Annotated in this window: 12 protein-coding genes; 6 read left to right on the top strand and 6 right to left on the bottom strand. The window is 65.5% G+C overall.

Translation table 11 applies throughout. The annotated features are described in order from the left end of the window. Positions 1-333 (top strand): tRNA (cytidine(34)-2'-O)-methyltransferase (locus ACIP0B_RS26500; RefSeq protein WP_400837714.1); only part of this gene is annotated, 333 nt, incomplete at its 5' end. Positions 334-685: 352 nt separating this feature from the next. Here the strand turns inward: ACIP0B_RS26500 and secB are convergent. The 3 genes from secB to ACIP0B_RS26485 form a co-directional block, all read right to left on the bottom strand. After that, a complete protein-coding gene (gene secB / locus ACIP0B_RS26495) occupies positions 686-1171 on the bottom strand; it encodes a protein-export chaperone SecB (RefSeq protein WP_400837711.1) in 486 nt (161 codons plus the stop codon). Between the two features lie 62 nt (positions 1172-1233). Further along, positions 1234-1488 (bottom strand): glutaredoxin 3, encoded by a 255-nt coding sequence (gene grxC, locus ACIP0B_RS26490; RefSeq protein ID WP_400837708.1) that lies wholly within the window; start codon positions 1486-1488, stop codon positions 1234-1236. A gap of 1 nt (position 1489) precedes the next feature. Next, positions 1490-1903 carry a rhodanese-like domain-containing protein gene (locus ACIP0B_RS26485; protein WP_400837705.1) on the bottom strand — a complete coding sequence of 138 codons (414 nt, stop codon included), beginning with the start codon at positions 1901-1903 and terminating at the stop codon, positions 1490-1492. Between the two features lie 152 nt (positions 1904-2055). Between ACIP0B_RS26485 and gpmI the strand changes: the two genes are divergently transcribed. The 5 genes from gpmI to ACIP0B_RS26460 all read left to right on the top strand — a co-directional run bounded on the left by gpmI (position 2056) and on the right by ACIP0B_RS26460 (position 8735). Next, positions 2056-3585, top strand: a complete 1530-nt coding sequence (gpmI, locus tag ACIP0B_RS26480; RefSeq protein WP_400837702.1) for a 2,3-bisphosphoglycerate-independent phosphoglycerate mutase — start codon at positions 2056-2058, stop codon at positions 3583-3585. Between the two features lie 252 nt (positions 3586-3837). Next, the gene (locus ACIP0B_RS26475; RefSeq protein WP_400837699.1) at positions 3838-5130 is read left to right on the top strand and encodes a murein hydrolase activator EnvC family protein; all 1293 of its coding nucleotides are present in this window, start codon (positions 3838-3840) and stop codon (positions 5128-5130) included. A gap of 31 nt (positions 5131-5161) precedes the next feature. Further along, the gene (locus tag ACIP0B_RS26470; RefSeq protein WP_400837696.1) at positions 5162-6481 is read left to right on the top strand and encodes a S41 family peptidase; all 1320 of its coding nucleotides are present in this window, start codon (positions 5162-5164) and stop codon (positions 6479-6481) included. A gap of 2 nt (positions 6482-6483) precedes the next feature. After that, positions 6484-7260 carry a divergent polysaccharide deacetylase family protein gene (locus ACIP0B_RS26465; RefSeq protein WP_400837693.1) on the top strand — a complete coding sequence of 259 codons (777 nt, stop codon included), beginning with the start codon at positions 6484-6486 and terminating at the stop codon, positions 7258-7260. A 116-nt stretch (positions 7261-7376) separates the two neighbouring features. Continuing rightward, entirely contained in the window at positions 7377-8735 is a 1359-nt protein-coding gene (locus tag ACIP0B_RS26460) for a Vps62-related protein (RefSeq protein WP_400837690.1), read from the top strand. Here the strand turns inward: ACIP0B_RS26460 and ACIP0B_RS26455 are convergent. From ACIP0B_RS26455 to hisA, 3 genes are all read right to left on the bottom strand, one after another. Further along, positions 8716-9471, bottom strand: a complete 756-nt coding sequence (locus ACIP0B_RS26455; protein WP_400837687.1) for a substrate-binding periplasmic protein — start codon at positions 9469-9471, stop codon at positions 8716-8718. The genes ACIP0B_RS26460 and ACIP0B_RS26455 overlap by 20 nt on opposite strands. Before the next feature lie 73 nt (positions 9472-9544). Continuing rightward, positions 9545-10315, bottom strand: a complete 771-nt coding sequence (gene hisF, locus ACIP0B_RS26450) for an imidazole glycerol phosphate synthase subunit HisF (RefSeq protein ID WP_085581828.1) — start codon at positions 10313-10315, stop codon at positions 9545-9547. Between the two features lie 9 nt (positions 10316-10324). Continuing rightward, entirely contained in the window at positions 10325-11062 is a 738-nt protein-coding gene (gene hisA / locus ACIP0B_RS26445) for a 1-(5-phosphoribosyl)-5-[(5-phosphoribosylamino)methylideneamino]imidazole-4-carboxamide isomerase (protein ID WP_400837684.1), read from the bottom strand. Positions 11063-11088 lie beyond the last annotated feature (26 nt).

Here is an 11088-nt window from a genome sequence, read left to right as displayed (position 1 = left end):
CACCCCCGGCGCGCCGATCGACAACGAGAAAGAGGCCTACAAGGCCTTGCGCGCCATGCCGACCTCGCCAGTTGCCTGGAGAGCCTGGGCCAGCCCCGTTTGTTCGCGTTCACCACCAAGGGATCGCAGCCGTTTCACGACGTGGCGTTCGCGCCCGGCGATGCGTTTCTGTTCGGCCCGGAAAGCCGGGGCCTGCCGCCGGAAGTGCTGGACGCACTGCCCGCCGGCCACCGCCTGCGCCTGCCGATGCGCGAAGGCTGCCGCAGCCTGAACCTGTCCAACACCGTGGCGGTCGCCGTCTACGAGGCGTGGCGGCAGAACGGTTTCAACTGACCCCGGACTGCCTGCCCCAGCCCTGCGGCGCTGTCATTGACGCCATCGCCAGCAGGCTGGCTCCCACAGGGATCCCGGGTGTTTGCAGGATCCAGGTACACCACAAAACCCGGTGGGAGCTTGCCTGCAAGCGATGAGGCCGGCACAGCCGACATCCCTATTGCCTGACCTACCGCCATCGCCAGCAGGCTGGCTCCCACAGGGAGCCCGGTTGGAAACGGCATCTGCGTTTGCCACAGCGTAATGTGAGAGCGGGCTTGCTCGCGAACGCTGCGCATCAGGCGACATGAATGCCGAATGACACACCGCGTTCGCGGGCAAGCCCGCTCACACAGGGGCGTTGCGCGACCGCTTACTGAACGGTCGGAGCCTCGCCGGCGTCCTGCATGCGCTGCAGCTCTTGCGCGTACAGGGCGTCGAAGTTCACCGGAGCCAGCATCAGGGCCGGGAACGAGCCGCGGGTCACCAGGCTGTCCAGGGTTTCGCGGGCATACGGGAACAGGATGTTCGGGCAGAACGCACCCAGGGTGTGGCTCATCGAGCCCACGTCCAGGTTCTTGATCAGGAAGATGCCGGCCTGCTGCACTTCGGCGATGAAAGCCACTTCCTCACCGTTCTTCACGGTCACCGACAGGGTCAGCACGACTTCGTAGAAGTCGCCTTCCAGGGCCTTCTGGCGGGTGTTCAGATCCAGCGCGACGCTCGGGTCCCACTGCTGGCGGAAGATCGCCGGGCTTTTCGGGGCCTCGAAGGACAGGTCGCGCACGTAGATGCGCTGCAGGGAGAATTGCGGTGCGTTTTCTTCTTCGCTGGCTGCAGTGTTCTGTTGGTCAGTCATCTCAGATCCTTTCTGATCTCGGTTCTTTTAGGGTTCTTGGTTTCGGCGAAACGTGCAGCGGTTCAGGCCTTGAGCAATGCGTCGAGCCGGCCGGCGCGCTCCAGGGCATACAAATCGTCGCAACCGCCGATGTGCCGGCTGCCGATCCAGATCTGCGGCACGGACGTGCGCCCCGCCTTCTGGGCCATTTCGGCGCGCACCTGCGGCTTGCCATCGACCTTGATCTCATCGAAGGCCACGCCTTTGCTCGCCAGCAGGTGCTTGGCCCGCGAGCAGTAAGGGCAGTAATCGCTGGAATAGACGATGACGTCGCTCATGTCATTTCACCAGCGGCAGGTTGTCGCCTTTCCAGCTGGAAATGCCGCCGGACAGCTTGGCGGCGGTGAAGCCGGCCTTCATCAGTTCGCGGGCGTGGGTGCCGGCGGTCTGGCCCAGGGCATCGACCAGGATGATGGTCTTGGCCTTGTGCTTCTCCAGCTCGCCGACGCGGGCGGCCAGCTTGTCCTGGGGAATGTTCAGCGCACCGACGATGTGGCCGGCGGCGTAGTCCTTGCTCGGACGGATGTCCACCACCACGCCCGCTTCCTTGTTGACCAGCGCGGTCAGTTCGCCGGTGCTCAGGCTCTTGCCGCCGCCCTGCATCGTGTGGGCGATCAGCAAAGCCAGCAGTACGACGAAGATACCGACAAGAATGTAGTGGTTAGTGGCAAATTCAATCAGGTGAGCAACCATCGAAGGAGGTTCCAGGGCATTAAAATGTGGGCCAGTATACACAGCCGGTATGGTCGGCCAAACCCCGTCCGGCGGTGACGCCGCCGGAACTTGGCTTTAAACTCCTACTCCCTTTTTCATCGCCTTCCCTAACTTTAGCCAGAGTGGATTCCATGACTACCACGCCCAAACCTTTGGTCCTGATGATTCTCGACGGCTTCGGTCACAGCGACAGCCCCGAGTCCAACGCCGTCTTTGCGGCCAAGAAGCCTGTGCTGGACCGCCTGTGGGCCACCGTGCCGAACGGCTTGATCTCGGGCAGCGGCATGGACGTCGGCCTGCCGGACGGCCAGATGGGCAACTCCGAGGTCGGCCACATGAACCTCGGCGCCGGCCGCGTGGTGTACCAGGACTTCACCCGCGTGACCAAGGCGATCCGCGACGGCGAGTTCTTCGAGAACCCGGTCATCTGCGCCGCCGTGGACAAGGCCGTGGCCGCCGGCAAGGCGGTGCACTTCATGGGCCTGCTGTCCGACGGCGGCGTGCACAGCCATCAGGACCACCTGGTGGCCATGGCCGAGCTGGCCTTCAAGCGCGGCGCAGAAAAGATCTACCTGCACGCCTTCCTCGACGGCCGCGACACGCCGCCCAAGAGCGCCCAGTCGTCCATCGAGCTGCTCGACGCGACCTTCCAGGCCCTCGGCAAGGGCCGCATCGCCAGCCTCGTCGGCCGCTACTACGCGATGGACCGCGACAACCGCTGGGACCGCGTGGCCGCCGCCTACAACCTGATCGTCGACGGCCAGGCCGAATTCCACGCCGCCACCGCCCAGGAAGGCCTGCAGGCCGCCTACGAGCGCGGCGAGAGCGACGAGTTCGTCAAGGCCACCGCCATCGGCGAGCCGGTGAAGGTCGAGGACGGCGACGCCGTGGTGTTCATGAACTTCCGCGCCGACCGCGCCCGCGAGCTGTCCCGGGTGTTCGTCGAAGACGGCTTCAAGGAATTCGACCGTGCCCGCCAGCCGAAACTGGCCGGCTACGTGATGCTGACCCAGTACGCCGCCAGCATTCCTGCGCCGTCGGCCTTCGCCCCCGGCAGCCTGGACAACGTGCTGGGCGACTACCTGGCGAAGAACGGCAAGACCCAACTGCGCATCGCCGAAACCGAGAAGTACGCCCACGTGACGTTCTTCTTCTCCGGCGGCCGCGAAGAGCCGTTCCCCGGCGAAGAGCGCATCCTGATCCCGTCGCCGAAGGTCGCCACCTACGACCTGCAGCCTGAGATGAGCGCGCCGGAGGTCACCGACCGCATCGTCGAGGCCATCGAGCAGCAGCGCTACGACGTGATCGTGGTCAACTACGCCAACGGCGACATGGTCGGCCACAGCGGCGTGTTCGAGGCGGCGGTCAAGGCCGTGGAGTGCCTGGACACCTGCGTCGGCCGCATCGTCGACGCCCTGGAGAAGGTCGGCGGCGAAGCGCTGATCACCGCCGACCACGGCAACGTCGAGCAGATGGCCGACGAATCCACCGGTCAGGCCCACACCGCCCACACCACCGAGCCTGTGCCGTTCATCTATGTCGGCAAGCGTGACCTCAAGGTGCGCGAAGGCGGCGTGCTGGCGGACGTGGCGCCGACCATGCTCAAGCTGCTGAACCTGGAGAAGCCGGCGGAAATGACCGGCACCTCGATCCTGGTCTGACCCCGGCCGCGCAACACCGCAAGACCCTGTGGGAGCGCGCCGGCCCGCAATGGCGATCTGACAGCCAACAGCTATGTTGAATGATCGGACGCCATCGCGGGCCGGCCCGCTCCCACAGCCGTTCATGGAGTTTTCACAATGGATTCGGCCCGGACGCCCGCTCCAGTTATCACACAACCCCATTTGGGCGTTTTTTTTGCAGCGTCGGGCGGGCATACTAGGCCGTCCCTTACCCTGGTGCCGCCCGCCCCTATGCTTCGCCTCCTGATCGCCCTCGCTCTGACCTGCCTGCTCCAACCGGCCTTCGCTGACGAGCGCGCGCAAACCCAACAGCAGTTGGACGCCACGCGTCAGGACATCGCCGAGCTGAAGAAAATGCTGGGCAAGCTCCAGGAAGAGAAGTCCGGCGTGCAGAAAGAACTCAAGGGCACCGAGACCGAAATGGGCAAGCTCGAGAAAGAAGTCGAGGCCCTGCAGAAAGAGCTGAAGAAAAGCGAATCCGAGCTGCAAAGGCTCGATGCGGAGAAAAAAAAACTCCAGAGCGCGCGCACTGAACAGCAGCGGCTGATCGCCGTCCAGGCCCGGGCGGCCTACCAGAACGGCCGTCAGGAGTACCTCAAGCTGCTGCTCAACCAGCAGAACCCCGAGAAGTTCGCCCGCACCCTCACCTATTACGACTACCTGAGCCAGGCCCGCCTGGAGCAGCTGAAGAACTTCAACGAAACCCTGCGCCAGCTGGCCAATGTCGAAAAGGACATCGGGCTGCAGCAAGCGCAGTTGCTGGTGCAGAAAAGCGACCTGGACGCCCGGCGCGACGAGCTCGACAAAGTGCGCAAGGAGCGCCAGCAGGTCCTGGCCAAGCTCAACGACGACGTGAAGGCCCGGGACCAGAAGCTCGCCGCCCGCGAGCAGGATCAGGCAGACCTGTCTAAAGTCCTTAAAACCATTGAGGAAACCCTGGCCCGCCAGGCCCGTGAGGCAGAAGAAGCGCGGCAGAAAGCGCTGATCGCCCAGCAGGAAGCCGAAAAAAAGCGGTTGCGTGAGGCCCAGGCCGAGGCGGACGACAGCGATGCCCCGCGCAAGCCGGCCCGGCCGACGCCCGGCGCGCTGGTGTCCAGCAGCGGCGAAACCTTCGGCGGCCCGTTTGCCGCCACCCGGGGAAAACTTCCGTGGCCGGTCGATGGTCGACTGTTGGCGCGCTTCGGCGAAACCCGCGGCGACGACGCCCGCACCAAGTGGGACGGCGTGATGATCAGCGCCTCCGCCGGCAGCCAAGTGCATGCCGTGCACGGCGGGCGCGTGGTGTTCGCCGACTGGCTGCGGGGCGCGGGGCTGCTGGTGATCCTCGACCACGGCAACGGTTTTCTGAGTCTTTACGGCCACAACCAGACGCTGCTCAAGTCGGCCGGCGACGTGGTCAAGGCCGGCGAGTCCATCTCCACTGTGGGCAACAGTGGCGGCCAGGACACGCCAGCGCTGTATTTCGCAATTCGTCAGCAGGGTCACCCCAGTGACCCGGCGCAATGGTGCCGCGCGCAAGGATAAGCGTGCGACCTAATTCAGGAGTCCGTTCGACATGCTGCATCTGTCCCGCCTTACCTCGCTGGCCCTGACGATCGCCCTGGTGATCGGCGCGCCCCTGGCGTTCGCCGCCCAGCCGGCCCCGGCCGTCGCTCCGGCAGGCACCGCCGCCACCACCAAGGCGCCGCTGCCGCTGGAGGAGCTGCGCACCTTCGCCGAGGTCATGGACCGGATCAAGGCCGCCTATGTCGAGCCGGTGGACGACAAGACCCTGCTGGAGAACGCGATCAAGGGCATGCTCAGCAACCTCGATCCGCATTCCGCCTACCTGGGCCCCGAAGACTTCGCCGAACTGCAGGAAAGCACCAGCGGCGAGTTCGGCGGCCTGGGCATCGAGGTCGGCGCCGAGGACGGCTTCATCAAGGTCGTGTCGCCGATCGACGACACCCCGGCGTCCAAGGCCGGCATCCAGGCCGGCGACTTCATCGTCAAGATCAACGGCCAGCCGACCCGCGGCCAGAGCATGACCGAAGCCGTGGACAAGATGCGCGGCAAGATCGGCCAGAAGATCACCCTGACCCTGGTGCGCGACGGCGGCACGCCGTTCGACGTGACCCTGGCCCGCGCGGTCATCCAGGTCAAGAGCGTCAAGGCGCAGCTGCTGGAGTCCGGCTACGGCCTGATCCGCATCACCCAGTTCCAGGTCAAGACCGGCGAGGAAGTCTCCAAGGCCCTGGCCAAGCTGCGCAAGGACAACGGCAAGAAGCTCAACGGCATCATCCTCGACCTGCGCAACAACCCGGGCGGCGTGCTGCAGGCCGCGGTGGAAGTGGTCGACCACTTCATCACCAAGGGCCTGATCGTCTACACCAAGGGCCGGATCGCCAACTCCGAACTGCGCTTCTCCGCCACCGGCAAGGACGAAAGCGAAGCGGTGCCGATGGTGGTGCTGATCAACGGCGGCAGCGCCTCGGCCTCGGAGATCGTCGCCGGCGCCCTGCAGGACCAGAAGCGCGCCGTGGTCATGGGCACCACCAGTTTCGGCAAGGGCTCGGTGCAGACCGTGCTGCCGCTGAACAACGACCGGGCACTGAAGATCACCACCGCGCTGTACTTCACCCCGAACGGCCGCTCGATCCAGGCCCAGGGCATCGTGCCGGACATCGAGGTGCGCAAGGCCAAGATCACCAACGAGGCGGACGGCGACTACTTCAAGGAAGCCGACCTGCAAGGCCATCTGGGCAACGGCAACGGCGGCGCCGACCGTCCGAGCGGTTCCGGCGGCAAGGCCAAGGCGATGCCGCAGGATGACGATTACCAGTTGGCCCAGGCCCTGAGCCTGCTCAAAGGGCTGAGCATCACCTCCGGCCGTTGAGGATGGGCCTGCGCTTCATCCTCACCCTGCTGTGCTGCCTGGCGGGCGCCGCTCACGCGGAACCCGCCGGGCCGGTGCCCCACAAGGCCTACCTGAGCCTGATCATCGACGACCTGGGGCAGAGCCTGCCCCGGGACCGCCGCGTCCTCGCCCTGCCGGGCCCCGTGACCGCGGCGATCATGCCGGACACCCCGCACGCCGCCGAATTCGCCCGCGAAGCCCATCGCGCCGGCAAGACCGTGATCCTGCACATGCCCATGGATCCGGCCACCGGCCCGTTCGCCTGGCACCCCGAACTGCCCGTCGAAGAGCTGGCGCGGCGCCTCGACGCCGCCTTCCGGCAGGTGCCCTACACCGCCGGCATCAACAACCACATGGGCAGCCGCATGACCGCGCAACCGGCGGCCATGGCGTGGCTGATGGAGGAGCTGCAGCGCCGCCACAAGTTCTTCGTCGACAGCCGCACCAGCGCGCAGACCGTGGCGGCGCAGCAGGCGCAGAAGATCGGTCTGGCCAGCGTCTCGCGGGACGTGTTCCTCGATGACGAACGCACCGAGGCCGCCATCTTCGCCCAGTTGCAGACGGCGATCAGCCTGGCGCGCAAGCAGGGCTCGGCGGTGATGATCGGCCATCCGTATCCGCAGACCCTGGCCGTGCTGGAGCGCGAACTGCCCAAGCTCAAGGCCCAGGGCATCGAATGGATCGACATCCGCCAGATGATCAGCGTGCGCGGCAACCGCGCCACGGCGGCCCACGGCAAGGACGGCGTCTACCGCTGAACGGTCGCTGCACCCTATACGGGGCTACCGCCAAGCGCCCCGTCCGATTCCCGATAGTGAAGCCTGCAACAGGCCGCGACCCGCCTTGGGTCGCCTTCCCGCTATCAGGACCGACCATGACTGCCCAAGAAGACTCCGCATTGCCGACCCGGCAAATGGAACCCCTAAGATTCGACAACCTGCTGATCAGCTTCACCACCGAGTTCTACCGGGTGTGGGACACCCATGGCTCACGGGCGAAACCGGCTGCCTTCTGGCGCCCCACGCCGGCACCGGACGTGCTGCCGGGGTATTTCCCACTGGGCGACGTGGCCGTCGCCGATCTCGACAACATCAACGAAAAGCGGGTGGTGGCGGTGGTCTGCGAAGCGGATGCGCAATCCGCGGATCTCGCCCTGGGAAAGGCGCTGAGCCCGCCCGACGACTATGAACTGATCTGGAAGGACTCAGGCACAAAGTCAAAGAAGGACGGGGCGATATGGCGACCGGTTCCTCCCAACGGTTACGTCGCGCTAGGTTCGGTGTGCACCAACGACCACGAAAAGCCTTCGCTCAACGCCATCCGCTGTGTCCGGGCCGACCTGGTGGTCGCTTCACGGGTCGACGAACTGATCTGGAGCGATAAGGGCAGCGGCGCCAAGCAGAGTTTCAGCGCCTGGCGCATCACGCCGCCCCATGCCCCGGCCGGGGAGATCTATCTGGCGCCGGGCACCTTCTCGAGTGCCGGCAACTATTCCAAGCCGGAGATGGGCAACCCGACCTATTCCTTGCGCGTGCCGATTGCGCTTGAGGTCAGTCCCCAGCCCCCGGCGCCCGAACTGACCGCAGAACCGCCGGCCCGGCTGACCGAGCCGGCCAAGCTCACCCACACGGCCAGGCTGCCCTGGTTCGCGGTCATGGATCCCTCGCTGTCGCCCCTGGAACAGTTGCGCCGGTCGCCCGGCTACCGCCTGGAAAGGACGGATCAGTACATGCTCATCGGCTACGGGCACAACACGGAAAGTCAGAAGAGGACGTTCAGGTGGACGGCGCCGCGCGTTCAAAGAACCGAGCACCTGAGGACATTCGCTCAGATCACAGCCATTGAGTTCGGGCGTCAATGGCCGGGCGACTCGCCGGCACCGCTTCAGTTCTCGGCGAAGCTGGACGAGGACTTTGTCCTGTGCGGCGCGCAAGCGAACGAATGGCTCAATGCCCGCCCCCTCGACGTCATCACCTTCGCGGCCGGGAAGAAGTCCATCGCAGTCTATCTGGTGCAGAGCAACTACACGCTGCTGCGCGAGGACGGCAAGCCGGTGACAGACACCGTCAGCTACACCGACGGCAATCGCCTGCACATTTGCGAACATTCGTCTGAGGAGACGGACTTCACCTGCACCCCGGCGCAGATGCCGGCCCCGGCGGCGGCAGACAAGCCGGCCATCGAGCCGGCACCGGCGGCCGACGTTCCGGCCGCTACAGATAGCGCCCCATGATCTCGTCGACCACGCCGTCCTTGCGCATCTGATCCAGCGCAGCCTGAAGGCGGGCCACTGTCTCGTCCGGGACGTCCTTGTTCAGGGCCAGGTACAGCTGGGCGCTGTTGAAGCGCAGCACGGTCTTGAGGCCGGTCACGCCATCCTGCCGGGCCAGATAGCGCCCGGCAGGGTCGCCGGTGGCCCACAGGTCGATCTGGCCGCTCACCAGCTTCTTCGCGTTGTCCTGGTCGCGCAGCACCACCGACGGCTTCAGGCCTTGCTTGGTCAGCGTCTCTGCGATCGCGTCGCCCTTATAGGCGCCGATCTTGTACTTGCGCGCATCGTTCAGGGTTTCGAGGGTGATCTTGCTGTCGGCCCGGGCCAGCATGATCCAGTCGTCCGGGCCGATGGGGCCTACCCACTTGAACAGCCTTTCGCGGTCGGGCAGGCGCGCCATCACGAACGCACCGTAACCGGGATTCTCCAGCGCCAGCTTGTAGACCCGCTCCCAGGGGAAACGCAGGGTCAGGCTGTAGGTGAGGCCGGCACGCTTGAACATCTCGCGCACGATGTCAGTGGCGATGCCGTCGATGTTCTCGTCCTGGGCGAAGTTCTTGCCGTTCTTCGCCATGTTGTACGGCGGGAAGTTTTCGGTGAGGAGCACCAGATCGGTGTCGGGACTGTCCTCGGCCCGGGCCGTGTTGAACAGCAACACCGAAGCGCTGGCGAGGACGAGAAGCAGGCGTTTGATCATGTCGGGCTACCGGAATCCATGGCGTGTTCAAGAGTGCCCTGAGCACGCCATGCTGTCCACTGGCCTGTACGGCTTAGCGCATCACAATGCCGCGATGGGCCATGTAGGCCTTGGCTTCCTGCACGGTGTATTCGCCGAAGTGGAAGATGCTCGCCGCCAGCACCGCGCTGGCGTGGCCTTCGAGGATGCCGTCGGCCAGGTGCTGCAGGTTGCCGACGCCGCCGGAGGCGATCACCGGGATGTTCAGGGCATCGCTGATGGCGCGGGTCACGCCCAGGTCGAAGCCGTTCTTCATGCCGTCCTGGTCCATGCTGGTGAGCAGGATCTCGCCGGCTCCCAGGCCTTCCATCTTCTTCGCCCACTCGACCGCGTCGAGACCGGTCGGCTTGCGCCCGCCGTGGGTGAAGATCTCCCAGCGCGGCGCCTCGCCCGGGCCGGACACCTTCTTGGCGTCGATGGCAACGACGATGCATTGCGAGCCGAAGTGCTCGGCCGCCTCGCCGACGAATTCCGGGTTGAACACCGCCGCGGTGTTGATCGACACCTTGTCGGCGCCGGCGTTGAGCAGGTTGCGGATGTCCTGCACGGTGCGCACGCCGCCGCCCACGGTCAGCGGGATGAACACCTGGCTGGCCATGCGCTCGACGGTGTGCAGGGTGGTGTCACGGCCGTCGACGCTGGCGGTGATGTCCAGAAAGGTGATCTCGTCCGCGCCCTGCTCGTCGTAGCGGCGGGCGATCTCCACCGGGTCGCCGGCGTCGCGGATGTTCTCGAACTTCACGCCCTTGACCACCCGGCCGTTGTCCACGTCCAGGCAAGGGATGATGCGTTTGGCCAGCGCCATGGTCAGTCCTCAGCCTTTGTACGAATCGCAGAAAGCCTGGGCCTCTGCGACGTCGAGGGTGCCTTCGTAGATCGCCCGGCCGGTGATGGCGCCGATGATGCCTGGCGCCTTGGCGTCGAGCAGCGACTTGATGTCACCCAGATTGTGGATGCCGCCGGAGGCGATCACCGGAATCTTCGTGGCCGCGGCCAGGGCTGCGGTGAACGGGACGTTGCAGCCCTGCATCATGCCGTCTTTGGCGATGTCGGTGTAGACGATGGCGGACACGCCGTCGGCTTCGAAACGCTTGGCCAGGTCGATCACCTGCACGCTGCTGACTTCGGCCCAGCCGTCGGTGGCGACGAAACCGTCCTTGGCGTCGAGGCCGACGATCACCTTGCCCGGGAACGCGCGGCAGGCCTCGGCGACGAACTCAGGCTCCTTCACGGCCTTGGTGCCGATGATCACGTAGCTCACGCCGGCCTTGACGTAGTGCTCGATGGTTTCCAGCGAGCGGATGCCGCCGCCGATCTGGATCGGCAGGGTCGGATAGCGCTTGGCGATGGCGGTGACCACTTCGCCGTTGACCGGCTGGCCTTCGAAGGCGCCGTTCAGGTCGACCAGATGCAGACGGCGGCAGCCGCCCTCCACCCACTTGGCAGCCATGCTCACCGGGTCATCGGAGAACACCGTGGAATCTTCCATGCGGCCCTGGCGCAGACGTTGGCTGGCACCGACTTTTAGATCGATAGCGGGAATTATCAGCATGTGGCTAAACTTCTGATTTGATTGTT

The sequence above is a fragment of the Pseudomonas sp. NPDC089534 genome, assembly GCF_044749305.1.
GTDB lineage: Bacteria > Pseudomonadota > Gammaproteobacteria > Pseudomonadales > Pseudomonadaceae > Aquipseudomonas > Aquipseudomonas ekonensis.
The sequence above is the reverse complement of the archived record's forward strand: the minus strand, read 5'-3'. Positions and strand labels throughout refer to the sequence as shown.

What these genes read in the sequence shown, in the direction of transcription:
- secB (WP_400837711.1), bottom strand. Translation starts at nt 1,171, where the DNA reads ATGACTGACCAACAGAACACTGCAGCCAGCGAAGAAGAAAACGCACCG.
- grxC (WP_400837708.1), bottom strand. Translation starts at nt 1,488, where the DNA reads ATGAGCGACGTCATCGTCTATTCCAGCGATTACTGCCCTTACTGCTCG.
- ACIP0B_RS26485 (WP_400837705.1), bottom strand. Translation starts at nt 1,903, where the DNA reads ATGGTTGCTCACCTGATTGAATTTGCCACTAACCACTACATTCTTGTC.
- gpmI (WP_400837702.1), top strand. Translation starts at nt 2,056, where the DNA reads ATGACTACCACGCCCAAACCTTTGGTCCTGATGATTCTCGACGGCTTC.
- ACIP0B_RS26475 (WP_400837699.1), top strand. Translation starts at nt 3,838, where the DNA reads ATGCTTCGCCTCCTGATCGCCCTCGCTCTGACCTGCCTGCTCCAACCG.
- ACIP0B_RS26470 (WP_400837696.1), top strand. Translation starts at nt 5,162, where the DNA reads ATGCTGCATCTGTCCCGCCTTACCTCGCTGGCCCTGACGATCGCCCTG.
- ACIP0B_RS26465 (WP_400837693.1), top strand. Translation starts at nt 6,484, where the DNA reads ATGGGCCTGCGCTTCATCCTCACCCTGCTGTGCTGCCTGGCGGGCGCC.
- ACIP0B_RS26460 (WP_400837690.1), top strand. Translation starts at nt 7,377, where the DNA reads ATGACTGCCCAAGAAGACTCCGCATTGCCGACCCGGCAAATGGAACCC.
- ACIP0B_RS26455 (WP_400837687.1), bottom strand. Translation starts at nt 9,471, where the DNA reads ATGATCAAACGCCTGCTTCTCGTCCTCGCCAGCGCTTCGGTGTTGCTG.
- hisF (WP_085581828.1), bottom strand. Translation starts at nt 10,315, where the DNA reads ATGGCGCTGGCCAAACGCATCATCCCTTGCCTGGACGTGGACAACGGC.
- hisA (WP_400837684.1), bottom strand. Translation starts at nt 11,062, where the DNA reads ATGCTGATAATTCCCGCTATCGATCTAAAAGTCGGTGCCAGCCAACGT.